The organism is Janthinobacterium sp. 17J80-10, assembly GCF_004114795.1.
Taxonomy (GTDB): domain Bacteria; phylum Pseudomonadota; class Gammaproteobacteria; order Burkholderiales; family Burkholderiaceae_D; genus Paucimonas.
This window is the reverse complement of record NZ_CP035311.1, coordinates 1567861-1591560: the sequence shown is the minus strand read 5'-3', so window position 1 is coordinate 1591560 and position 23700 is coordinate 1567861. Positions and strand designations below refer to the sequence as shown.

General features: G+C 58.6%; 18 protein-coding genes. 7 read left to right on the top strand and 11 right to left on the bottom strand.

What is annotated here, in order from left to right; translation table 11 throughout:
* The first annotated feature begins 1 nt into the window (after position 1).
* The 7 genes from EKL02_RS07185 (at position 2) to EKL02_RS07155 (ending at position 10575) form a co-directional block, all read left to right on the top strand.
* Positions 2 to 1165, top strand: a complete 1164-nt coding sequence (locus tag EKL02_RS07185; protein ID WP_128901419.1) for an ABC transporter permease — start codon at positions 2 to 4, stop codon at positions 1163 to 1165.
* The gene (locus EKL02_RS07180) at positions 1162 to 2772 is read left to right on the top strand and encodes a dipeptide ABC transporter ATP-binding protein (protein ID WP_128901418.1); all 1611 of its coding nucleotides are present in this window, start codon (positions 1162 to 1164) and stop codon (positions 2770 to 2772) included. Before EKL02_RS07185 ends, EKL02_RS07180 begins: the two co-directional genes overlap by 4 nt.
* A 12-nt stretch (positions 2773 to 2784) precedes the next feature.
* Entirely contained in the window at positions 2785 to 4665 is a 1881-nt protein-coding gene (locus EKL02_RS07175; RefSeq protein WP_128901417.1) for an extracellular solute-binding protein, read from the top strand.
* Between the two features lie 25 nt (positions 4666 to 4690).
* Positions 4691 to 5206 carry an orotate phosphoribosyltransferase gene (pyrE, locus tag EKL02_RS07170; protein WP_128901416.1) on the top strand — a complete coding sequence of 172 codons (516 nt, stop codon included), beginning with the start codon at positions 4691 to 4693 and terminating at the stop codon, positions 5204 to 5206.
* Between the two features lie 365 nt (positions 5207 to 5571).
* Positions 5572 to 6648 carry an LLM class flavin-dependent oxidoreductase gene (locus EKL02_RS07165; protein WP_128901415.1) on the top strand — a complete coding sequence of 359 codons (1077 nt, stop codon included), beginning with the start codon at positions 5572 to 5574 and terminating at the stop codon, positions 6646 to 6648.
* Positions 6649 to 6690: 42 nt separating this feature from the next.
* On the top strand, positions 6691 to 7854 hold the full coding sequence (locus EKL02_RS07160; RefSeq protein WP_128901414.1) for an LLM class flavin-dependent oxidoreductase: 1164 nt from the start codon (positions 6691 to 6693) through the stop codon (positions 7852 to 7854).
* Positions 7855 to 8223: 369 nt separating this feature from the next.
* On the top strand, positions 8224 to 10575 hold the full coding sequence (locus EKL02_RS07155; protein ID WP_128901413.1) for a TonB-dependent receptor: 2352 nt from the start codon (positions 8224 to 8226) through the stop codon (positions 10573 to 10575).
* A 61-nt stretch (positions 10576 to 10636) separates the two neighbouring features.
* Here EKL02_RS07155 and EKL02_RS07150 read toward each other — a convergent pair whose 3' ends face one another.
* From EKL02_RS07150 to EKL02_RS07100, 11 genes are all read right to left on the bottom strand, one after another.
* The gene (locus EKL02_RS07150; protein ID WP_128901412.1) at positions 10637 to 11143 is read right to left on the bottom strand and encodes a DUF1993 domain-containing protein; all 507 of its coding nucleotides are present in this window, start codon (positions 11141 to 11143) and stop codon (positions 10637 to 10639) included.
* A gap of 129 nt (positions 11144 to 11272) precedes the next feature.
* Entirely contained in the window at positions 11273 to 11965 is a 693-nt protein-coding gene (locus EKL02_RS07145) for a class II aldolase/adducin family protein (protein WP_128901411.1), read from the bottom strand.
* Positions 11966 to 12023: 58 nt separating this feature from the next.
* Positions 12024 to 13085: an ABC transporter substrate-binding protein gene (locus EKL02_RS07140; RefSeq protein ID WP_128901410.1), complete on the bottom strand. Its 1062-nt coding sequence runs from the start codon at positions 13083 to 13085 to the stop codon at positions 12024 to 12026.
* A gap of 37 nt (positions 13086 to 13122) precedes the next feature.
* On the bottom strand, positions 13123 to 14274 hold the full coding sequence (locus tag EKL02_RS07135) for an LLM class flavin-dependent oxidoreductase (protein ID WP_128901409.1): 1152 nt from the start codon (positions 14272 to 14274) through the stop codon (positions 13123 to 13125).
* Between the two features lie 27 nt (positions 14275 to 14301).
* Positions 14302 to 15420, bottom strand: a complete 1119-nt coding sequence (locus EKL02_RS07130) for an LLM class flavin-dependent oxidoreductase (protein ID WP_128901408.1) — start codon at positions 15418 to 15420, stop codon at positions 14302 to 14304.
* A 194-nt stretch (positions 15421 to 15614) separates the two neighbouring features.
* Entirely contained in the window at positions 15615 to 17480 is a 1866-nt protein-coding gene (locus EKL02_RS07125; protein WP_206732466.1) for an ABC transporter ATP-binding protein, read from the bottom strand.
* Between the two features lie 4 nt (positions 17481 to 17484).
* Positions 17485 to 19353 carry an ABC transporter ATP-binding protein gene (locus EKL02_RS07120; RefSeq protein WP_206732465.1) on the bottom strand — a complete coding sequence of 623 codons (1869 nt, stop codon included), beginning with the start codon at positions 19351 to 19353 and terminating at the stop codon, positions 17485 to 17487.
* A 292-nt stretch (positions 19354 to 19645) separates the two neighbouring features.
* Positions 19646 to 20335 carry a class II aldolase/adducin family protein gene (locus EKL02_RS07115; RefSeq protein WP_128901406.1) on the bottom strand — a complete coding sequence of 230 codons (690 nt, stop codon included), beginning with the start codon at positions 20333 to 20335 and terminating at the stop codon, positions 19646 to 19648.
* Between the two features lie 31 nt (positions 20336 to 20366).
* Positions 20367 to 21428, bottom strand: a complete 1062-nt coding sequence (locus tag EKL02_RS07110) for an ABC transporter substrate-binding protein (RefSeq protein WP_128901405.1) — start codon at positions 21426 to 21428, stop codon at positions 20367 to 20369.
* 49 nt (positions 21429 to 21477) lie between these two features.
* A complete protein-coding gene (locus tag EKL02_RS07105; protein WP_164931973.1) occupies positions 21478 to 22608 on the bottom strand; it encodes an ABC transporter substrate-binding protein in 1131 nt (376 codons plus the stop codon).
* Between the two features lie 11 nt (positions 22609 to 22619).
* Entirely contained in the window at positions 22620 to 23696 is a 1077-nt protein-coding gene (locus EKL02_RS07100) for an ABC transporter substrate-binding protein (protein ID WP_128901403.1), read from the bottom strand.
* Positions 23697 to 23700 lie beyond the last annotated feature (4 nt).

Sequence of the window (23700 nt, the reverse complement as noted above, 5' to 3'; positions counted from 1 at the left end):
AATGAGCACATTAGTTTCCGTTTCACCTGAGTCAGGCGATCCAGCTCCGGCCATTGCGCCGCTTTCACCCGGGCGGCGCATCTGGCAGCGCTTCAAACGCCATCGCGTCGGTTACTGGAGCTTTATCCTGTTCATCACCATCTATGGCCTGAGCCTGGCCGGCGAACTGATCTCCAACGACAAGCCGCTGCTGGTGTATTACCAGAGCGAGTGGTATTTCCCCCTGTTCAAGGACTACCCGGAGTCCGTGTTCGGTGGCGATTTGCCGATCCAGGCCGATTATCTGGATCCATTCATCCGTGGACAGTTGCAAAGCCCAGGAAACTTTGCACTGTATCCGCTCAATCCCTACTATTACGATACATTGAACGCTTTTTCGACCGCGGATCACTTTCCCGGCGAGCCCACTACCGAGAACTGGCTGGGAACCGATATCGCAGGGTATGACATCGCCGCGCGCTTGCTGTATGGTTTCCGGGTCTCGGTCACCTTCGCGCTGGCATTGACGCTGGCCGGCACCGTCCTTGGCATCTTCATTGGCGCGGTACAGGGCTATTTCGCCGGCAAGATCGACCTGGTCGCGCAGCGCCTGATCGAAGTCTGGGGATCCATGCCGGAGCTGTACCTGCTGATCATTTTCGCCTCGGTCTTCGAACACAGCTTCCTGCTGCTGTTCGTCCTGCTGTCCTTGTTTGGCTGGATCCATTTGGCCGACTATGTGCGCGCCGAGTTCCTGCGCAACCGCCAACTCGAATACGTCAAGGCCGCGCGCGCCATGGGGTTGTCGAGCTGGCAAATCATCTGGCGCCATATACTGCCCAACAGCCTGACGCCGGTGATCACTTTCCTGCCATTCCGCATGAGCGCCGGCATCATGGCGCTGACCAGCCTCGATTTCCTTGGCCTTGGCGTTACCGCCCCAGCGCCCAGCCTCGGGCACTTGCTCTCGCAGGGCAAGGCCAACCTGGATGCATGGTGGATCGCATTATCGACCTTCAGCGTCCTGGTCGCCACCCTGCTGCTCCTGACATTCATGGGCGAGGCTTTGCGCGATGCGCTGGATGCGCGCATCGCCGATGAAACGCTGGGCGCAGACGAGGCCGAGGAAAAGGCAGCCAATACAGCCATTCCGGCTACCGAAGCCCTTGCAAGGAATGCCGCATGAAGTCGCCTCTGCTTTCCATCGAAAACCTGTCGATTGCATTCGGCAAGAAGCACGCCGTGCATGACCTGAACTTGCAAATCCAGCCCGGCGAGCGCCTGGCGCTGGTCGGCGAGTCCGGCTCGGGCAAAACGGTCACTGCGCTGGCGATCCTGCGCCTGCTGGAGCAGGCGCGCATACGCGGCCGCATCAACCTGCAGGGACGCGACTTGCAAACGATGCCCGTCGATGAATTGCGCCGCGTGCGCGGCGCCGAAGTGGCGATGATCTTCCAGGAGCCGATGAGCGCACTCAATCCGCTCCTTACCATTGGAAATCAGATCGTTGAAACGCTGCTCCTGCACGACAAGTTATCGGTAAGGGAAGCCCGTGCGAAGGCAATCCAGTTACTGACGCGTACCGGCATCCGCGAACCGGAACGGCGCATCGACAGCTTGCCGCACCAGCTGTCCGGCGGACAGCGCCAGCGTGCCATGATCGCAATGGCGCTGGCCTGCCGGCCAAAGCTGTTAATTGCCGATGAGCCGACGACGGCACTGGACTCGACCATACGGGCACGCATCGTTCAGTTGCTGCTCGATCTGCAGCAGGAAGAAGCCGCCCTCGGCAATGGCGATGGCATGGCGATCCTGCTGATCACGCACGACCTCAACCTGGTGCGGCGCTTCGCCCAGCGCGTGGCAGTGATGGAACAGGGGCATCTGGTCGAAGTTAATACCACAGCCGAGCTATTCGCGTCGCCGCAACACCCCTATACGATCAAGCTGCTCAACAGCCTGCCGGTACGCGCCATCGAGCCGGTCGCGCAAGATAGCGCTACCCTGCTGGAAACCCGGGATCTGCGCGTCGAATATCCCAAGCCACTGGCAGGCTGGCGTGGCTGGTTCAAAAATGGCAGCTTTGTTGCCGTTGAAGGCGCCAACCTGAGGGTGCGCGCTGGCGAAACCATCGGTGTGGTCGGCGAATCCGGCTCCGGCAAATCGACCCTTGCGCAGGCAATACTGCAACTGCTGCCAGCGCATTCTGGCGCGCTCTATTTTGACGGCATGGACCTCGGCAAGGGCGCCAAAAAGCATGAACATTCGAATCGTTCGTTACGGGCGCGCCTGCAAGTCGTATTCCAGGACCCGTTCGGTTCGCTGTCGCCGCGCCGCACGATCGAACAAATCGTCGGCGAAGGCCTGGCGCTGCATTTCCCCAAACTTGGCAAGCAAGAACGCTTGCAACGGATCATCGCCGTGCTGGACGATGTCGGCCTGCCGGCGGCTTCGCTGCCGCGTTACCCGCACGAGTTTTCCGGTGGCCAGCGCCAACGCATCGCCATTGCCCGGGCCCTGGTGCTGGAGCCACAGGTGCTGGTGCTGGATGAACCGACGTCCGCCCTGGATGTATCGATCCAGAACCAGGTATTGCAACTGCTGGTAGGACTGCAAAAGAAGTACGGCCTTAGCTATGTCCTGATCAGCCATGACCTCGCCGTGATTAACGCCCTCGCGCACCGTTTGTATGTAATGAAGGACGGCGCCATCGTCGAAGAGGGCGAAACCACCGCGGTCATTGCGCAGCCACGCCATCCCTATACCCAGCGCCTGGTGCAAGCCGCGCTCTAAGCTCTGCAATTCATGAAACCAATTTTCAATCCATTGTCATCCGCCCCGCAGCCATTGCGATCGCGACTCCGACGCCTTAACGCTCGCGGACTCATCCTCGCGCTCCTGTGGGCGCCGCTGACTGCGCTGGCAGCGCACGGTGTCGCGCAATTCGGCGAACCGAAGTATCCGGCCGGATTCAGCCATTTCGACTACGTCAACCCGCAAGCACCCAAAGGCGGCACGCTGAATCTGTCCAATACCAGCCAGAACAGCAGCTTTGACAAGTTCAATCCCTTCAGTCTGAAGGGCATCGCCGCGCCCGGCGTACTGGAACTGATGTTCGAAACGCTGACTGTCTATAGCCTCGACGAAAAAAATACGCAATACGGGCTGCTGGCCGAAGATATCCAGGTTGCGCCGGATTTGAGTTCCGTGACCTTTCGATTGCATCCGCAGGCGCGCTTTTCAAATGGCGATCCGGTGACCTCTCGCGACGTCAAGCATTCCTTCGACACGCTGACAAGCCGAAAGGCAAGCCCGCGCTTCAAGGCCTATTTCTCGGAAATCAGGCAACTGACCATCATCGATTCACGCACCGTCCGTTTCGATTTCACGCGCAAGGGACGCGACCTTCCCTTCGTTGCAGGAAGCCTGCCGATATTTTCGCCGAAATGGGGAAAATCCGATGGCAAGCCTACGGCCTTCGACCAATTGCGCCTGGAAACGCCTATTACGACAGGACCGTACCTGATCGAAAAATCCACTGCCGGGCGCGGATTAACGTATCGGCGCAATCCGGATTACTGGGGCAGCGAGAATCCAGTCCGACGCGGCATGTTCAATTTCGAACGAGTAGTCTACAAGCTGTACAAGGACAAAGACACCCAGGTCAACGCGCTGCGATCCGGCGACTTCGATTTTTTCAACGAGCCGCACATGCGCTACTGGTGCTGCCAGTACATCGGCAAGCGCTTCGATGAGGGCGAGCTGGTCAAGCAACTTTTCCCGCATAAGAATCCGCCGGCAATGAACGGCTATGCGGTCAACCTGCGCCGCGACCGTTTCCAGGACCCGCGCGTGCGTCTGGCCCTGAACTATGCATTGGATTTCGAGTGGACCAACCAGAAGATTTTTAACAGCGAATTCACGCGCGTGACCAGCTACTTCACCGGAACGCCGCTGGCAGCGGATGGCTTGCCGAGCGCAGCCGAACTGAAACTGCTGGAGCCGTACCGCGCACAGCTCGATGCTGCCGTGTTCGGACCAGCCCTGGTGCAACCCAACACCCGTCCGCCGCAGACACTGCGCAGGAACCTGGCGACTGCCCTGAAACTGTTTGCCGAAGCGGGGTGGCATCATAAGGATGGCGTTTTACGCAATGACAAGGGCGAGCCTTTTGTCATTGAAATTTCCGGTTCGCGCGGGCAAAGCCCATTCATGGATCCCTTCTACCTGAACCTGACGAAAATCGGTGTCGTGGTTCGCAAGAAGCTCACTGACAGCGCCACCGGCCGCAGCCGGATGAACAAGTTCGACTACGACTTCACCACCATCAACTTTCGCGAAGCCCGCATGCCCGGCGCCGAACTGTGGCGCAACTTTAACAGCAGCGATGCCGACGTCGCTGGTTCCGAGAACATCATCGGAGTCAAGTCGCCCGTAGTGGACGAGCTGATCAAGAAACTGCTCGACGCCAATTCGGAAGAAGAACAAATCACCATTGGCAAAGCGCTCGACCGGGTGCTGTTGCATGGCCATTACATATTGCCATGGCGCTATCTGAAGAATCATTACTTCATCTACAACAAGCGCCTGCAGGGGCCAGCGGTCCTGCCGCAGTACTACGGCGCCAATGAATGGGTAATCGGTACCTGGTGGGACCGCACAGCGGAAAAACTCGCTGTCAAATAACTGCGTTACGAGGCAATGAACTGGCATGGCAACACTGGCAGCAAGGATAAAACAAAGTTCGCGACTTTCGGGCAGCTTCACGCTTCGATCTGGCAAAGTAAGCAATACCTATTTTGACAAGTATCAGTTCGAGGCGGACCCTGCGTTATTAAAAGCCATCGCAGTGGAATTGGCAGGTTTAATACCACCGGGCACCGAGGTCTTGGCAGGTCTTGAGATGGGTGGCATACCCATCGTCACGATGCTTAGCCAGGAAACCGGTTTGCCCGCAGCATTTATCCGCAAAGAACCCAAGGAGTATGGAACCTGCCGCTATGCCGAAGGCGCTTCCCTTTCTGGCAAAAACTTCATCCTGGTTGAAGATGTCATCTCCAGCGGCGGCGCGATCGTCGACGCCCTGGAAAAATTACGGCGCGATGGACTCGCGCCAACCGCCGCCATTTGCGTCATTGACCGGGAAACTGGCGGCAAGGAGACACTCGCAAGCGTCGGACTGTCCCTGGACTCGCTTCTCACGTTTTCCGCGATTGAAAATTCCTGATCCTCGCGTCTCGCGCCCTACCAAATCCCTCCTGCCGATTCCTGGGGTTTAATGCGTTCCTCCCTTACCCCTTCGCTCCCCCATCGGCATAGACCACATAGACCTGATCTGATCATTTCGCAACACTAACTGGTAGGTGAGTAACAGTACCAGCAACGGATTGTTGAATATCCACCAGATCGCATGGTGATAACAGGTATCCACGGCACGATCCCCATCTCTTTGCGCGGTTGTTCCAGCTTGCCGTTGATGGCACGCTTTCTGCCTTTCCAATGTCATGGCGAGTGATTGCACGGCCTGCTGAAGCCCCGGCAGCCTGAGCCATCTTGCTATCTCTTTACCCTATCCATAAAGGAGCAGCATTCATGACCGTTGAATTCATCTGGCAGTTGCCGACCAGCGGCGATGGCCGACTTGCAAATGCCGAGGCGACGCGGCGCGGCGAGCGCACATCCTCGACCCGCCCGCCGTTTACGCCGGGCGTCAGCGATCCGCGCGGAGCGAGTTTCAATTATTTCGACTACCTGCATCAGGTGGCGCGCGCTGCCGACCTGTCCGGTTTCAACGGCGTCCAGATTCGCCACGATCTGCAAGGCGACGAATCCTGGATAGTCGCCGGCTATCTGGCCCGCAGCACCCGGCACCTGAAACTGGTGACCGAATTCGAGGCCGCCTGGGGTTCCGCCGTTTATGCAGCCAAGAACGCGGTCAGTTTCCAGCGCTTTACGGGTGGCCGCCTGGCATGGCAAATCAGCGCTGGCAGCGAGCTGCAACAACGCCGCCAGCAGGGAGATTTCGTCAGTGCACCCGACGTCCCGGCAAGAATCGATGAATTCCTGACTGTCGCGCACGGCGTGCAAACTGCCGCGCCTTTCAACTTTAAAGGGCGCTTTTTCGAGGTCCAGGATGGCGGCTTCAAGGGGCCATTGGCCGGCAACCCTCCGCCCGCGATCTACCTGTCGGGCGATACCGACGAAGCGTACCGGCTTTCTGCAAAACACGCTGACGTCCATCTTCTCGACGCAGCCCCCGTCGACGCACTCGCGCCGGCGATCGCCGATCTGCATCGTCTTGCCGCCGAAACCGGGAGGATCCTGACCATCGGCCTGCGCATCGATGTGCTTGCCAGGGAAACCGAAGACGAGGCATTCCATGACGCCCATCGTTACTTGCGGCAATCCGGCTACCAGCCCGGAACGGCAGACCCGGTGGTGGGCCAGAACCTGTGGGAAGGATTATCCACAGGGCGCACTGGTGCACGGTCGGCGATAGTCGGCAGCTATGAGCAAGTGACGCAAAGGCTGGAGGAGTACGTACAGGCCGGCATTGGCAGCTTCGTTCTGGCCGCGATTCCCAGCCTGGAAGAAGCCTACCGGATAGGTGAGCATGTATTGCCGCAGCTGCGCGAACGCATTGCGAACGGCGCCAAAAAAGCCGCCTGAACGCACCAACTTCCATCTTCAAAAACAATTCAGGAGTAAATGATGACAATCGACGTATTCTGGAGAATCCCGACCCATGGTGAACCCAGCTCGCATCGCGCGCGTACGCCCTTTCGCGGCGACTGGTTTCCGGGCAATGACAATCTGCGCCAGGCCGGCCTTGGCGGTGGCGGTGCAGATGGCTTTACCTATATCGACTACCTGGCCGAAATCGCCCGCGCCGCTGAAATTTCCGGATTTCAGGGCGGCCTGATTCCCTCCTTCCCGATGACCGACGAGCCGTGGGCCATTTCCGCTATCCTGGCACGCGAAACCAAAACCTTCCGATTCATGATCCCGTTCCAGCCTGGCTTCCTGAATCCAATCGTCGCCGCACGAATGACTGCCAGCCTGCAACGTGCGACCGGCGGCCGGGCACTCTATAACGTGATTACCGGCGGAGGCGGCCCCGCGCAACTGTGGTGGGGCGACTCCGCCGGCCATGACGACCGCTATCGCCGCACCACCGAATTCCTGGATGTCGTGCGCGGCGTCTGGCAAGGCGGCCCGTTTTCATACCAGGGCAAGTTCTACCAGGTCGAGAACGCCGGCCTGCCGGATCCGCTGTCGCGCGAAGAATTCCCGGAAATATATTTCTCAGGTTCCTCCGATGCCGCACTTGCCTCTGCTTCCAAACATGCCGACTATTATTTGACCTGGCTCGAACCATTCGACGCGCTGCGGGAAAAATTCCGCCGCGTGAAAGAAAACACTGAGCTGCTCGGCCGAAAGATCAAATGTGCCGTGCGCGTGGATATCGTCGCCCGCGCAACGGAAGAAGAGGCCTGGGAAGAAGTGCGGCGCGGCTTTGAAAAAGTTGATCCGGAAGCCCTGAAACGATTCCTCGGCACTGCCGATGCGGGCGACTCGGTGGGCGCAAACCGCCAGCGCGCCAGCCGCCCGACAACCATCAGCAGTTACCGCGACCTGATCATCGAGCCGAACGTCTGGTCAGGTTTCAGCTTGCTGCGCGGCGGGCAAACCAATGGAATCGTCGGCAGCTACCAGCAAGTCGCCGAACGGCTCGACCAACTGGTACAACTCGGCGCGGATGCCTTTATCCTCGCCAGCACGCCACACCTGGAAGAAGCCTACCGAGTGGGTGAAGAAGTATTGCCGCTGGTACGAGGGCATGCCAATCCGCAGGCATTGCGCGCGGTAGGCTAAATCTAGCCGATGTTGAGGAGAGCCCCCCTCTCCTCAACATTTTGAAAGCCGGACACTTGTCAACATCAGACTTCTGATGTTTGGGTAACGACAGTATCGCCATTGGCAGTGCTTCCGATCCAACATTCCCCGCCATTTTTGCTGAAATAAAAGCAGCCATTCAAATCTTGCCGATGCAGAGCAAATTGCCCGTCCACTGCCATGGCAGGAATTCACGGCGCGCTTCAAGGCTAGCCCTGGATACGACCATATCTTGAAAGTGCAGGCATGAAGTTTGCACTAATGCATTAAAGCAATCCAAATGCATTTGTACATCGCCCCGGATCAAATTCATTAGTACCTGTATTAATTCATTCAACGAAAGTGCCCATGTCCAGTCGAAAAAAGTCATCGCCAACATTGCGTCCACCGGTTCTCAAGAACACCCAGCTCGCCAGCGAATTACGTACTGTCTTTGCCATTGCGCTTGGCGGCAGCGCGCTGCTCGCCGCAAATCTCGGACATGCCCAGGAAAAGAACACCTCGGATGCCGCAGCACTGCAGACGGTAACCGTCACGGCACAGAAACGTGAAGAAAAAGCGCAGGAAATTCCCAGTGCCATTTCCGTATTGGGTGGCAAAGACTTGCTGGACAATGGCATCGGCCGCTCGGCAAGCGAAATCCTGACCTATGTCCCCAATGCGACCGCCGGCACCCAGCAGCACGGACGTCCGCGCTGGTGGATCCGCGGCATTGGTGCTGGCCAGCAGCAGATCGACTTCCCCAACCCGGTCGGCCTTTATCTCGATGACGTCTATATCAGCAATGCCAGTGCAACCGGGTTTCCGCTGTTCGATCTCGATCGTGTTGAAGTCCTGCGCGGTCCCCAAGGCACCCTTTGGGGCAAGAACACGACCGGCGGCGCCATCAACGTCATTTCAAACAAGCCTTCGTTCAAGAACGATGGCTATTTCAAGGCCGATTACGGCAGCTACGATACCAAGCTGATTCAAGGCGCAGTCGGCGGCACGCTGAAGGAAGACGTGCTTGCCGGACGCATTGCTTTCCACTCCGAAGATCAGGGCAAAGGGCGTTTCAACAACCTGTTTACCGGCGAGAAGGATGGCAAGCTGCGTGACAGTGCCGTGCGCGGCCAGTTGCAGGCGTTGATAGGCGATGATCTGGTCGCCAACCTGAATTTGCATTACCGTGATTACAAAACCTCTGGCGCAACCAGCACAGTGGCCAGCTATGCCGCCAACGGCGTCTATCGCAATGGTTATATCCCCAGTAAAAATCCCGACGATGTCAGCTCCAACGCACCTGCGCGCAGCGATACCACGCAGGCTGGCGCACAACTGAACCTGCAATATCAGTTAGGCAAGCTGGCACTGACCTCGATCACCGGCTATGAAAATTATAAATCCGAGAGTGTTGGCGATGGTGACAACACACCACTGGAAGTCAGCCGCAGCCAATCCACAGGCGAAAGCCGGCAATTTTCACAGGAATTCCGTCTTGCCTCGCCCAGGGAAGACCGGGTGAACTGGGTAACGGGTCTGCACTATTTCACTGAAGATATCGATTCCAATTCATCGTCTGCGCGCTTGCCCAACGGTTCCGTGCCGGCACTCGCAGGCAGCACGCAGCCGGTGACCTATAACAATTCCACCTACAATCACAAGACCAAGAGCTTCGCGCTTTTCGGCAGCACGACAGTCAATTTTTCGGAACAGCTGCTGAGCACCTTTGGATTGCGCTGGACCAAAGAAACCAAAGACCTGAATCTGAGGCGCATCCAGGCAGCATCGAATACGGCCACGTTCGGCAATGTCAACAGTTGGTGGAATACCGTTACTGGCGGCAATTTTGCTGCCGCTGCAGTCGCCAGTGGCAATTTCACATCCACGCCGTCGACCACCTGGAAATCGTGGACGTATGACGTTACGCCGGAATACAAGATCAGCGAAACCCTGCGGACCTATTTCAAGTACGCGCACGGCGTCAAGTCTGGCGGCTACAACACCAGCGCCTCCAATGTGCTAGCGCTTAATACAGTGGCCCCGGAAAAACTCGATGCGTTCGAGCTCGGACTGAAATCGGAATGGCTTGGCGGCCGCCTGCACCTGAATGCCAACGTATTCCACTACAAGTACAAGAATGCCCAGGTGAATATCACTGGCCTGTTCAACGGCGACCCAACTCAATCCGTCAGCTATCTGCAAAACGTCGCGAAGGGCCATGTCAACGGCGCCGAACTGGAAATCGAAGCGCTGCCAACCGAAAACCTGCATATCAATGCGAATCTGGGCCTGCTGCAGACCCGCTTTGACGAGTTCGATATCCAGAACAACGGTGGCAGCCGCGCCGGCAATGAATTCGTCCGTTCGCCGCATGTGACCGCCTTGCTGGCGGCCGACTACCGCATCCCCGTCAGCAATGGCGGCAAGGTGATTCTCGGCGGCGACTGGCGCTATACATCCAAGCAGTTTTTCTACGTCGATCCGCAAACGAACGCGCGCAGCTTCCTGAACCAGGATGGCTACTCCATTGCCAATGCCCGCGTATCCTATGTGCTACCTGGCGGAAAACACACTTTTACAGCCTATGTCAACAACCTGGCGGATACCATCTACCAGAACCATGCCTTGACCAGCTTTGTTCCTGGCACGGTCGACGGCGACACGGTGATCTGGGGTCAGCGGCGCACCATCGGCGTCAATTACAAGGCGCAATTCTGATTCATGCCGGCATGGCCGGCATGACCAAGAGCGGCAAGCGCCAACAGCGCTTGCCTTTTTTTTATGCGCGGCCCAGAAAATCCTGTTTGCCAATTTCCACGCCGTTATGGCGCAAAATGCCGTACGCCGTGGTGAGGTGAAAGTAAAAATTTGGCAAGACATTGTTCAGCAAATGCTGCTGCCCTTGCACCGTCCTGGTGTCATTGCCCCGCTTGAGCGTGATGACGCGTTCTTCCTGGCCGTCGATCTGTGCGGCGGTCAATGTCGCCAGGAATTCCACTGCCTGCTTGAGGTAATTCACCAGGCCTGGAAATGAATCGGGATTGGCCTCGAATGTTGGAACCTCCAGGCCCGCGAGACGCGCGGCCCCGCCAACGGCAGCATCGGCAGTGCGAATGACTTGCTTGGACAGGGCGAACATGTCCGGATACAAGCGGCTGCCAAGCAGCACCGCTGGCTCGACGCGCTTTTGCTCCGCATGCGCGGCGGCTGTTTCCAGGACGGCGGAAAGATTGTTGAGAAACCGTGTAAATACCGGCACGGACACCTGATACAGGGAAACGCTCATTCGAAATACTCCATTAGTTGCGGTAAAAAATCGATATAAAAAAGCCGGCCCTGGCCGGCTTTGCTGTTACGTTCGGCACGCGCACCCTTAGCGGGTCAATGCATGCCGGCGCCACTTAAAGCTCAAGTTTCAAACCGAAAAGCCAAGCTCGCGTGCCTTGTCCACCAGGTTGCGACGGCCCCATTGCTGCTGCAATACGCCCGGACCATATTCCCGCGAACCGCCAATCGATTCGGCTTCGATCTGGACACCGGCGCCCTCTTCCAGGAGCAGGATGAACTCGGCAGTCTTGCGCAGGCCCTCGCGTCCCCACACGGTGGCGCCACCGTTGGCTTCAAGGATGGCTGTGTTATGGGGATTGATCTCGAGTTGATCCAGGATGAAGTCTTCCTGGCTTTGCCGGCGATCGATATACACCGGGATCTCACGAATCAGATGATTGCGCTGCACCGGCACATAGCGGATCGGCAAGGTGCGATGGGTCTGCGCCCAGGCGCCGAGCTTGGGCGCATGAACATGCGAAATCGTCGTGATATCGGGGTGTTTGGCAAACAGCTTGATCCAGCGGTCGCCACGCGACTGGCCGAGATAGACGGTGCCATCCAGACCGACGACATTGGCTTGCAGCGGCTTGTCTTCATCCCATGGGCCTGGATAGGAGACCGACACCAGCTTGTCTTCTCCCGGAATGCGTTCGGTGAAGCCGACCGTGCCATTGGAGGTAATGGTATTGGTGGCGCGGTATACGGCAAAGGCCTTGGCGGCCTGACGCTTGACTTCTTCGACAAACGCTTCGGCGGCCGGACTGAGTTGTGCTGACATGTGTTATTCCTTGATAAGGATGAAAAATGAAAGCGCGCCCTTGCGAGGCGCGCTGTTATCAGGCCGCGGCGCGATTGGCTTCGCGCAAACGACGCTCGGCTTCGGCCAGCGGACGCGGATCAATCCAGGCATCGAAATCGAAATCACGATCCAGGAAACCGTGCACGAGCTGGAAGTTCTTTTGCTGACGGAACAGCTCGACACGTTCGGTCGACAAGTCCGGTGCCAGCGACAGATGGAAGCCGTCGCGATACGCCTCTGCCACCCCTTCACCGCCGGCGCGGGTTTCGCCCTGCAGGATTTGCAGCACTTCATCCTTGTGGCTTTTCGCCCATTCCGCCGCCCGCAGGGTTTGGTAAAGGAAGCGCACAAGAAGTTCGAAGTTATTGTTGATCAAGTCTTCATGCACCGTGATCGGACGCGGCGTGCCATTGTTGACGCGGAAGCGCTTTTCCGGCAGCTTGTCCAGGTCGATGCCGACAATGGCGCCAGCCTTGCGCGCTGCCTCGGCCGCCGATGCACCCTTGACGTAAATGGCGTCAACTTCACCGTTGATCAGCGGCGCCAGGCCTTCCCACAGACTGAAGCCCAGGTTGTCGCGATTGTTTCCCGACGACGTCTTGCCGCCGAGCTCGACCAGTGTGACGTCATCCAGCGTCAGTCCTACAGAGGCCAGGGCGCCCTTGTAGCCTGCCAGGCTCATGCCGCGCGCAATGCTGCGGCCACGCCGGTTGTTTTTGAGGTCGTCTTCGCGAAATGCCGGCAATGCCAGGCGCTTGCCCTTCAATTGCTGGGGCGTACGAATATCGGAATCCGGACGCACCAGGATCGCCTGCCACTCGTCGATCCAGGTCAGGCCGACCAGCCGCGTCGGCGCGCCCTGCGCCCTGGCCGGCAACGCAAGCAGATTGCCGCCCTCGCGCACCAGAGTCGATAATTCGTGGTCATAGTGATGACGCGCCAGTTCGCCGCCAACTTCCTGCAACGTCTTGAGCTCGATGCCATCCTGCGCAAAATCTTCGCCGAGCCAGCCCAGTTTGTAGGCAAGCCCTGTTGCGGTCGGTACCGGGCATCGGGTGAACCAGACGGTATCGACCTTGTTTTCCTGTGATGCTGCCATGAATACTCCTTGAGGATAGATTGAACAGCAGATTGGCCTAGAATTTGGCCAGTTTCAGTGTGGGCGCACTGCCGCGCACCAGTGGCAATACTTCTTCACCGACATGGAAGGCTTCTTCCAGCGCCGGCGTGCTGGACAGGACAAAGCCATCCACGCCGAGGCGGATGAACTTGTCGATGCGCTCTGCCGCCTGCTCGTAGCTGCCGACGAATCCGAGCGGTGAACCCTGGCTGCCAAGCGTGCCGAAGCCGCCCCACAAATCTTCGACGATCAAGTCCTCAACTCTGGAATTGCGGGTTGCATCGATACGCCAGGAACCGACGCCATCGCCGCCGCGCTGGTTGCGGCGGCGGGCTTCAATAGCATCCCAATTGACGTTTTGCCAGGCACGGCGCACCACCGCCCATGCCTCTTCCGGCGTGCGGCGGGCAATGATATTGAAGCGCACGGCCGGCTTGACGGTACGGCCGTCCTTGGATGCCAGTTCCTTGACCCGGTTGAACTTGGTAATCAGGTTCTGTTCCGGTTCAAGGTGGGTCAGGTCGAAGTCGGCATGCTTGCCTTGCGCCGCAAGGGCGACATCGGACGAACCGACGAAATACAGCTCAGGGAAGCGCTGGCCGGCCAGCGGCTCGGGCAGGAACGCCTCTTCGAACTGGAAGAATTTGCCGTTATACTTGAACGGCTTGCCTTCCCATACGCCTTTGAGCACATCCAGGAACTCGGTGGTGCGGGTGTAGCGGTCCGCATGGGCGATGCGATCGCCCCACCACAACTGGCCGGGGCCGCCGCCGCCGGTAATGATATTGAAAAGCAGCCTGCCGCCAGACAGGCGCTGGAGGCTGGCCGATGCCTTGGCTGCATACAGAGGATCGAACCAGGCGGGCTGGTAGGCAATCATGAAGCGCAGCGTCTTGGTATGGCGCGCAATCGAGGATGCGATCACCCATGGATCTTCCGAATCGGCGAAGGACGGGATCAGCGCGCCGTCAAAGCCGGCGATCTCGGCAGCCTTGGCGACCTGCAGCAGATAATCATGATACGGCGTGCGGTAGTCGGCCTCGCCATTGATGACGGTCGGCGCATGATTGCCGTCGACCAGCGGTCCCCAGGTACCGCGCGTATAGTTGTTCGAACTAATATCGCCCTTGTCGCCGTGAATCGGAATTCTCCAGTGAAACTGTGCCATGTAAATCTCCTTGAATAGGGTTGCAGGTCAGGCCGCCTTGGCCTGGCCGACGGTATTGAGTGCACGCAGACGCGGCAGCAGCTTTTCGCTCAGGCGGTAGGCTTCTTCCAGCGCCGGATTGGCGGCAAATATGAAGCTGTCGACACCGATATCGAGGTATTCGCGAACGCGTTCGACCAGGTCGTCATAACTGCCGACAAGGCCTGCCGAGGCGCCAGGGCGCACCAGGCCAAAGCCGGACCAGAGATTCTTGCCAGCCACCAGTTCGTCGAACAGCGGCGGCTTGACGTTGACTGCGGCGTTGGCGGAAATAGGCACCACCGGATTGGCAGTCGCCTCGGTCCAGCGTACCAGCAAATCCCCCCATGCTTCGTCTGCGGTCTGGCGCGCGACAATGTCGGCCTCGACAGCAAACCGTACCGTGCGCCCGTGCGTTGCGGCCAGTTCGTTCAGGCGCGCGATGCGCGGCTTCAGCTCTTCTGGCGGCAACAGCGGCAGGATATGGACGTCAGCATGGCGTGCGCTCAAGGCATAAGCCGCCTCGGACTCGCCCGAAAGGTACACCTGGGGAAATTTCGGTCCCTGCAAGGCCGGCGCAAAGCCGCCATTCTCGACTTCGAAGTACTTGCCCTTGTAGGTAAAGGGCGCGTCATGCCAGAAACCCTTGGCGACATCCAGGAATTCGCCGGTGCGCTCGATCTGCTCCTCGACGCTCCAGTGGCGGCCGTGCCAGGTGCGCGGCTGATCTTCTTCCGTGACCAGGTTCCAGATCAGGCGGCCGCCGCTCAGGCGCTGAAAGCTGTTGGCGATTTTCGTCGCATAGACGGCCGACAGCAGCGGTGCCCGCAATGCCGGGACGAATTTGAGATGCCGCGCTTCTCGCACAAACGCGCCGGCCGTGATCAGGGGATCTTCACCGGCCGCGGTAAACGGAATCCATACACCATCAAAACGTGCCAGATCCGCTGCGCCGGCAATTTGCGACAGGTGGTCATAAAACGTATAGCCGTCGCGCTGCACCCCGGTACGCGCGTAGGGATGCGGCTCCTTGCGTCGGGCCGAATAATCGCCACGGTTCCACAGTTCCGGACTGATTGCACGTCCGTCGCCGTGCACCGGCAGTTGCCAAAACACCTCAATACCCATTTTCTTCTCCTCGCTAAAAATCGTGCCCCACTATCAGCAGAAAACGTGCCATATGGCAGTCCGCGATGGATGCCCTGCGAAAGGCAGGAAAGAAGGAAATGCGGCAGTTTTGGCAAGCGTCCCTGTAGAAAAATCAACAGCCAGACAAGTCCCTGCTTACATTCCAGCAGCAGGAATTTTCTGTCTGGTGAATATCAAACGCATGCAGAAGACACGTCCGGCTCCACCAGCACATTTTGTTCATAGGCGCGATACAGTGATGCGTAGGCGCCTTGCCGGGACAACAATTGCGCATGATTGCCGAGCTCGATTACCTGACCACTCTGAATAACTGCGATGCGGTCGGCATCGCGTATGGTGCTCAGACGGTGGGCGATGATGATCGCGGTGCGTCCCTGGCAAAGCCTGCGCAAAGCATGCTGGATGCGTCGCTCGGTCTGGACATCGACCGCAGATGTCGCTTCGTCAAGGATCAGAACCGCGGGATCGGCCAGGTAGGCGCGCACCAGGCATACCAGCTGGCGTTGACCGTGGCTCAGGTGGCTGCCAAGCGCACCAACTTCGGTGTGATATCCATGCGGCAGGCGTTCGATTACTTCATGCACAGCCAATTCATGGGCTGCATTGATCAATTCAGCGTCGCTGGCGCCAGGCCGTGCCAGGCGCAGATTATCGAGTATGGTCCCGGAAAACAGAACATTGTCTTGCAATACGACGCCCACATGGCGTCGCAGGCTGGCTTGCGCCAGCCGCCGGATGTCGACGCCATCGATCAGGACCGCCCCCGACTGAACTTCGTAGAAGCGCGTCAGCAGCTGCACCAGAGTGCTCTTGCCATGGCCGGTAGGCCCGACGATGGCCAGGACTTCCCCTGCTGGAATATGCAGACTCAGGTTGTTGATGACCGGTTGCGGCAAACTGGTATCGTAGGCAAATACCACATTTTCGAACGCCACATCGCCACGCACCTGCGGCAGCGTCTGTGGCAGTGGCGGGTCGACAATATCCGGCTGCGTGTCCAGCAACAGGAAAATCCGCTGCGCCGAGGCGGCACCATTGGCATAGCGCTCGAACAGATCCGTCAACTCCTGCAAGGGGCCGAGAAACAGCTGCACATAGAACAGGCTGGCGGTAAGCTGTCCAAACGTGATATGGCCTCGGGCGATTTCCTGGCCGCCGACGATCAAAAGTACGGCCGTGCCGACAGTCGTCAGGACGCCCGCGAACGGGGCAAACCATCCATTCACCTTGCTGTTGCGGACCAGCGACGCGACGAAATCGGCCACCAGCAGACGATAACTTGCAAGATTCGGGCGCTCCTGTACGAGCTGCTTGATCATGCGCACCCCTGCGACGGACTCCACCAGGTGGGCGGTAAAGCGCGCGCGCGTTTCCGCCGTACGGGCATACCCATGCGACGACATGCGTTTGAACAGCCAGGTCGCCAGCGCCAGCACCGGCACCACGCCTGCCAAACTGAAAAACAGCAGTGGCGAAATCTGCCACAACAGGATCCCGGCGATGCCGCAGCGCAGCAGAGCGGACAACAGTTCCGGCGGGCCCTGGATCAGCAGCGGCTCCAGGGCGTCGACGTCGCGATCGACGCGCGAAATGATGCGGCCGGCCTTGGTGCGGTCAAAATAGCCGACGCTGAGATTCTGCACATGCGCAAATACACGCACCCGCAAATCATTGATTACACGCACCGCCGCAGCACCTGCCAGATACTGCGACGCACCCGAAATCGCGAAGCGGGCAGCCCAGGCCAGAAGCAAGCCGGCCACGGCCCACGCAATCAAATTGGCATGCGCATTCCAGCCGCCCTCAGCCGTTCGCAGCAAGCCATCGTCTATGGCAACGCGAACGATCCAGGGCCGGACAAAATTGATCAATGCCAGAATAATTTCGAGAACAATTGCGCCGGCGACAACGCGCCATACGGGCCGCAACAGCGGCACCAGGCGCCAGAACATGCCGCGGTCAAGGTCTTGTTGAGCCAGCAATTGTTCCAGCTCGATATCGGACAACACACGCGTCCGGGAAAATGTATTGGTCGCCACAGCCTTACTCCGCAAGAGATGCGCCGCGGCGCAATTGATACAACGAGCCGGGCTGCAAACCCACGCCGGTTGCCGGCGACGATGAGGCGTCCTCATCGTCGAGGCCCATCAGCTCGCGATATTCCCGGCTCCCCGCGGCCAGGTCCTGGTGGCTGCCGATCGCAACGATGCTGCCGCGCGCCAGCAAGGCCACGCGATTGGCCAGCAGGATGCTTGATAGCTTGCTTGCAATCATCAGCACGGTTGTCGCCTGTCCGGTTTGCTGCTGCATTGTGCGGATATTGTCGAGTATGCGGCGTTCCGTCAGCGCATCCAGCGCACTGGTGGAATCGTCCAGAACCAGGATCGCCGGACGCGCGAGCAGTGCGCGCGCCAGGCATAAGCGCTGCCGCTGCCCGCCGGACAAGGTGACGCCGCGATCGCCTATCTTTGTTTCTATACCATTTGGCAGCCTGCTGATAATGTCTTCCGCCGATGCCATGCGCAACGCCCACCAAAGATCTTCGTCGCTGGCATCCGGCGCAGCTCGCCGCAAGTTGGCGGCAACCGTATCGGCAAACAGGAAACTTTCCTGCGGCACGACATGGATCTTGCGGCGCAGACTGGCGAGATTGATATCCTGCGACATCTGCCAGTCGGACTCGCGGCCCAGAAACAGGTCGCCGCTTGTCGGCGTCACCAGCCTTGGCAAGAGATTCGCCAGCGTGCTCTTGCCGGCGCCGGTCGCCCCGACCAGCGCCAGCACTTCGCCCGGATGGATTTTCAAAGTCAATTGATCGAGCACGGGATTGCCGCCACCGGGCGGCGTCAGCACGACGTCATCCAGCCTGGCGCCGATGGCACCGTACATCAGCGCGCTGGAACCGCCCTGGATAGCCGGCTCCGCATCCAGCAGCTCCCATATTCTTGCGGCTGAAGCCCGTGCATCGGCAAACACTTTGATCATCCTGCCGACACCCTCAATGCGAAACACGAGGATATTAACCATCAGCAGTGCCGCAACCAGCTCGCCAAGATTGAGCTTCCCATGGGTCAAAAGATAGATGCCAAAACCGAGAACCCACACCTGGCCGAAGGCCACGATCATTTGCGGAAACGGAATACGGCTTGATGAATACGCGAGCGCAGAAAGGGAATGCCGGATGAACAGCTGGACATGCTGGCGAAATCGACCGACGCGTTGTGGCTCCAGGCCGAATGCCTTGATGACGCGAACCCCATGAATGCCTTCGTTCAGCTCCTGGTTTACCCCATCATAGGTATCGCCGACAATACGATCGAGCGCCACAAGCCTGTCCGCCTGATTGACCAGGATGCCAAGGCCAAGCACTGTCAACAGCAAAGGAACGGTTCCCAGCCAGATGTCGTACCAGAACAGGTAGGCCATGGCGCTGGCGACTACCAACAAGGTATCGACCAATTGCCGCCAAAAACTGATCAGGGCATCGCGCACCTTGTCCGAATCGCGCGTCGTCCGCGTCACCATTTCTCCGGCGCCGTGCCCGAGGTGGTAAGACAAGTCTAGCCGCTGCGCCTGCGACAGGATCATTGCGCGCAATGTGCTCAGCAACTCTTGCTGGATTACGAGCGCCAGGATGCCGGTCCCATACTGCAGCGCCGCGCGCACCAATGCCACCGCAGCCATGATCCACAGCCAGCGCCAGGCAACGTGCGCATCAAGACTTCCATCAGGCATTGATTGCACGGCAACGCCACGCTGGACATCGTTGACTGCCCGGCCCAACAGCCATTGCTGCCATGCCAGACTGATATTGATTACAACAAAAAGACCGGTGGTCAACCAGAAACGCCGTGGCGTCAATCGGTACAAGGCCAGGCATCTCAGCAACGGATAGTTCTTCAAGCGGTTCACAGGACACTCATCACAAATTCGGAAGATAAATTGCTTTTTCGGGATCGCTGAAGCTGGCGGATCATTTGGGGAGAAATATGCGCCAGAGCGCGGGCAACTGCAGCTTTACCGCGCCGGTCAAACTTGCCGATGTTGATCAGCAGATTGAAAATTGCCGGTCAAGCGCAAAAGCGATGCCATCGCCGGACACGACTAGTTGCCAAGATTAGAACTGCATGCAACTGCATGATCGCCATGCAGTTGCACTTTTCAGTGCCGGCGCCACTTGAATCAAGCTGACGCCGAAGGGCAACTAGCCCTTGCGTTCTGCCAGAAAGGCGTCAAGAGCCCCTTCTGGCAGCGCCTGGCCGCCGCCCAGCAGCTTTGCGTAGACGCCAATTTCCGCAGCTTCTTCGAGGCTATTCAATAATTTAGCGACTTCGACAATGCCAGACTTACCCCAGGTGAACAGGCCGCGGTTGCGCAGCAATACTGCTGGCGCGTTCGGATGCTCACGCAGGGACTTCAGAATGGGCTCGGGCGCATAGCGCGGGGCAAAGTCGCCCAGCGGAATTTCTTCCACGCCCGCGCGCTTCGTCACCGACCAGTAATTGATCCGAAATGGCTTATGTGCGATTGCATGCGCCGTGAGGTAAGGAGAATGCGTATGCAGCGCCGCGCCGATGTCTGGACGCTCGCGAAATATGGCTGCATAAACGCCGATGACTTCACGCAGGCCACGGGTCAACTTTCCTTCATAATGCGTGCCATCGAAGCCGACCAGCGCGGCATCATTGAAGTCACCGATGACCAGCCGGTCCTCGCCGGGAACGCGAACGGCTGCGTTGAATGCACCTTTGCCGCGGGTAGACAGCGTGCCCCATTCTTTCAAAAGACGGCCTGCCTCCTGGATCTCATAGCGTGAACGATGCGCGAAATCCGACAATTCGGCAGGTGGAATCGCGGCGACGTTGTTGACTGCAGCTACAGAAGCATTACTCATTTATTACTCCTTCGTTAAATGCCAAAAATAATCAAGCTGCCTGCCGCAGCGGCGGCAAAGTGGCGATTGCAGCAAGCGGACGCGAATCAATCCAGTCATTCGTGTCAAAATCGTTCTTCAAAAAGCCGTGCTCGACCAGGAAATTCTTCAAGATATTGATGCCGTCGATCTTGTCCTGTGACAGGTCGATATCGAAATGCAGGTGAGCCTCCGGCCCGAATGATTGCCGTACCAGGCGTTCCGACCAGCCGGTTTCGCGCGCGATCCAGGTATTGGTTTCTTCCGGATGGCGGCGCGCCCAGGCTGCGGCTTCGCTTACACGGCGCAAGAATCGCGCGACGACTTCCGGATGCTCGTCGATCGTATTGGCATTGACGGTGAGCGGACGCGGCGTGCAATTGCTGATCCGTACGAACGGATCCGGATGAAAGCCGAGATCGGCGACGATATGCGCGCCCAACAGCTTGACTACTTCAAGTCCACGAACGTCTTTCACGTAGATTGCATCAACGTCGCCGCGGACCAGGGCGAAGACCTCATTCGCGTAGGTATGCCGTTTGCGTGCAGGCGTGGAAAATTCGACCTCATGCGCCTCGCCGGCGCCTGTCACCGGATAGCTATGATCGGGCAAATCGATGCGTTCGACCGCGTCAGCTGCGATACCGTCGAGCTGCAAGGACACCAGCAAGGCGCGCAGCGCCGAAGCGCGGTTATGATCGATGCGTGTTTCATGCAAAGGCAGTCCAAAGCGCCGTCCCCTGAGGTCTCTGACGCTGCGGATTCCTGAGGTCGGCAGCGTGATAATCGCCTGGAATTCGTCGGTCCAGCTCAAGCCGATTACACGCGTGTCGGCGCCACTGGCGCGCGCCCAGATCGGCGGAATGCTGCCGCCCTGGCGAAAGGAATGCGGCAGATTATGATCGTAGTGCGAAGCCCTTTCTACCGGATCATTCGATTCGCGCAAGGACTTGATAACGATGCCGTCGGGCTTGAATTCCTGGTCGATCCAGCCGAATTGCGCCGCGAAGCTCAGGGGCGTTGGCACCGAGCAGCGTGTGTACCAAAGTGTATCCAGATGTTTATTACCGGCCATGGCCGTGCTCCTTCATGTTGGGTGTACGTACGGGGTTTTTTTCAGACTATCAACGATGCGCGGCCAGCTTTGATTTCTGCGTCGCTCGTTCAGTGCCATGCGTCGATGTCACCGGTTTCCAGTAATTTTCGATACCCAGGTCTTTCAACGCCACGGGTACAAAGCGCTTGTCGAACCAGGTATCCAGGTCGATTTTTCGTTGAATAATTTTCTGGTCGTAAGCGAAAGCTATCGTATTGCGGTAGTGCTCATACACGACCTCGTTGAATAACGGCGTGTAACGTTCTTTCCATGGATACTTTCGATCGGCATACGAGCGTCGCACCACGCTCTCGGGAGTGCCGTTGGCGGTCGCCAATGCGAATACCGCATCCTGATTGGCTTCCTGCGAAGCCCAATGCGCCGCCTTGATGTAGGCAGTAACGACTAATTGGGTCAAATCCGGATACTTGTCGATGAATGCCTTGGAGCCCCATAGCTCGGTACGGGTTTTCCAGTCGAGCGGCGCCTCCTTGGTAGACCAGATGATGCGGCCGACGCCCTTGTCCTCCAGAAGGTAGGCATCGGTCATCGTGAAGAGCGCGTCGACATGCTTGCTCGCCAGAGCCGACATACCGGTTTGGGGATTGATGTTGTATAACTTGAAGTCGCTGTATTTCAATCCCTTGGCCTGCAACAAACGCACCAGGGGCAACTCCCACGGCCTCCCCCTGTGTACCGCAAGGCTTTTGCCTTTCAGATCCTCGATGGATCGGGCCTTGGATTCGCGCGGCACCACAAGAAAGGCATCACCCTGCCCCAAGCCGTTAGGAACCAGCAAGCGCGTATCAACGCCCCCCGCGTTCAGGATTGCGGAAGGCAAGTCTCCGTAACTTGCGAAGTCCACACTGCCATTGGTGAATGCCTCGTTGATCATGGGCCCGACTGCAGCATGTGACGTGCCAAACCATTCCAGCTTGCTGCCGCGCTGATTGAGCTGCTGTTCCAGCCAGCCTTGTTCGGCAATGAAGTGCGCCAGCCCTCCCAGCCGCAGCCTGCCATTGGCGTAAGAGGCGCCGCCGGCAAGGCGCACGGCCTTGGGCAGCGCAAGGCCCTGCGCCTGTGCCACGCCGGGGATGGACAAGGCACCTGCCGCCAGGGCGGCAAGGCGTTCGAGGGTCTGACGCTTTCTCGGATCCATGACCATCCCTGTCACGCAACCTGACGGTTGCCAGCCGCTTCCGAATGCAACGACCGCAACGGCTGCGGATCAATCCAGTCCTGAATATTGAAATCCTGCCTGATGAATCCCCACTGGAACAAGAAGTCCTTGAACAAGGTCAGACCTTTGACAGATTTTTCCTGCAAATCGACACCAAGGCTTTCATGCACAGCGTTACCATAGGCGAAAGTCACCCAGGATTCCGTCCAGTTTGTCTCGCGAGCGATTTGCTTCACTGCCTCCTCGGGATTGCGGCGTGCCCAGCTGTCCACTTCCGCGATCCGCTTGAGGAAACGCCGCACCAGATCCGGATGGTCCTTCAGCGTTGCGGCATTGATGGTCAATGGACGCGGCGTGCTGTTATTGACGTGCACCCACGGGTCCGGGTGGAACCCCAGGTCGGTCACCACGCGCGCGCCCAGCAAATGCGCAGTTTCGGCACCGCGCACATCCTTGACGTAGATGGCGTCGACCTCACCCTTGACCAGCGCATGCGCAACCGCGGTATAGCTATGCGAACGACGGCGCCGAACGCTGGTGTCAGGCGCTGCGATATCGCTGGAATCACGCTCGGCACGACGGCTCGGCACGTCCACCCATTCTGCGTCGCCGTGTCCGAGACCGGCTGTTTCCAGGGCGACCAGCAAACCCCGCAATGCCGAGGCCCGCGCAACATCGACGCTGTCATCGCGGCCTTGCCTTTTTGGAAGGCCAAGCTTGCGACCCTTGAGATCTTTTGCCGAACGGATGCCGGACTCCGGCAAGGCGAGAATGGCCTGGTACTCGTCGATCCAGGAAATGCCAATCACACGGGTATCCTGACCCTTGGCACGCGCCCAGATTGCCGGCACCGCCCCGCCAAGGCGGAAGGAATGCGGCAAGGTATGCTCGAAGTGGGAATCCTGCTCGGCCGGATTGTCGGATTCCTGCAGTGACTTGATCGTGATGCCGTCACCTGCAAATTCCTCCTGGTACAAGCCCAACTGGGCACTGATGCCGAGCGGCGTCGGAATATTGCAGCGGGTATACCAGATCGTATCAAGCTTCCTCGGTGTTGTTGCGCTCATGGTA

Coding starts and splice junctions, on each gene's coding strand:
- EKL02_RS07130 (WP_128901408.1), bottom strand. CDS start 15,420: ATGGGTATTGAGGTGTTTTGGCAACTGCCGGTGCACGGCGACGGACGT.
- EKL02_RS07110 (WP_128901405.1), bottom strand. CDS start 21,428: ATGGCCGGTAATAAACATCTGGATACACTTTGGTACACACGCTGCTCG.
- EKL02_RS07150 (WP_128901412.1), bottom strand. CDS start 11,143: ATGAGCGTTTCCCTGTATCAGGTGTCCGTGCCGGTATTTACACGGTTT.
- EKL02_RS07160 (WP_128901414.1), top strand. CDS start 6,691: ATGACAATCGACGTATTCTGGAGAATCCCGACCCATGGTGAACCCAGC.
- EKL02_RS07155 (WP_128901413.1), top strand. CDS start 8,224: ATGTCCAGTCGAAAAAAGTCATCGCCAACATTGCGTCCACCGGTTCTC.
- EKL02_RS07165 (WP_128901415.1), top strand. CDS start 5,572: ATGACCGTTGAATTCATCTGGCAGTTGCCGACCAGCGGCGATGGCCGA.
- EKL02_RS07185 (WP_128901419.1), top strand. CDS start 2: ATGAGCACATTAGTTTCCGTTTCACCTGAGTCAGGCGATCCAGCTCCG.
- EKL02_RS07175 (WP_128901417.1), top strand. CDS start 2,785: ATGAAACCAATTTTCAATCCATTGTCATCCGCCCCGCAGCCATTGCGA.
- EKL02_RS07145 (WP_128901411.1), bottom strand. CDS start 11,965: ATGTCAGCACAACTCAGTCCGGCCGCCGAAGCGTTTGTCGAAGAAGTC.
- pyrE (WP_128901416.1), top strand. CDS start 4,691: ATGGCAACACTGGCAGCAAGGATAAAACAAAGTTCGCGACTTTCGGGC.
- EKL02_RS07140 (WP_128901410.1), bottom strand. CDS start 13,085: ATGGCAGCATCACAGGAAAACAAGGTCGATACCGTCTGGTTCACCCGA.
- EKL02_RS07180 (WP_128901418.1), top strand. CDS start 1,162: ATGAAGTCGCCTCTGCTTTCCATCGAAAACCTGTCGATTGCATTCGGC.
- EKL02_RS07115 (WP_128901406.1), bottom strand. CDS start 20,335: ATGAGTAATGCTTCTGTAGCTGCAGTCAACAACGTCGCCGCGATTCCA.
- EKL02_RS07135 (WP_128901409.1), bottom strand. CDS start 14,274: ATGGCACAGTTTCACTGGAGAATTCCGATTCACGGCGACAAGGGCGAT.
- EKL02_RS07100 (WP_128901403.1), bottom strand. CDS start 23,696: ATGAGCGCAACAACACCGAGGAAGCTTGATACGATCTGGTATACCCGC.
- EKL02_RS07105 (WP_164931973.1), bottom strand. CDS start 22,608: ATGGATCCGAGAAAGCGTCAGACCCTCGAACGCCTTGCCGCCCTGGCG.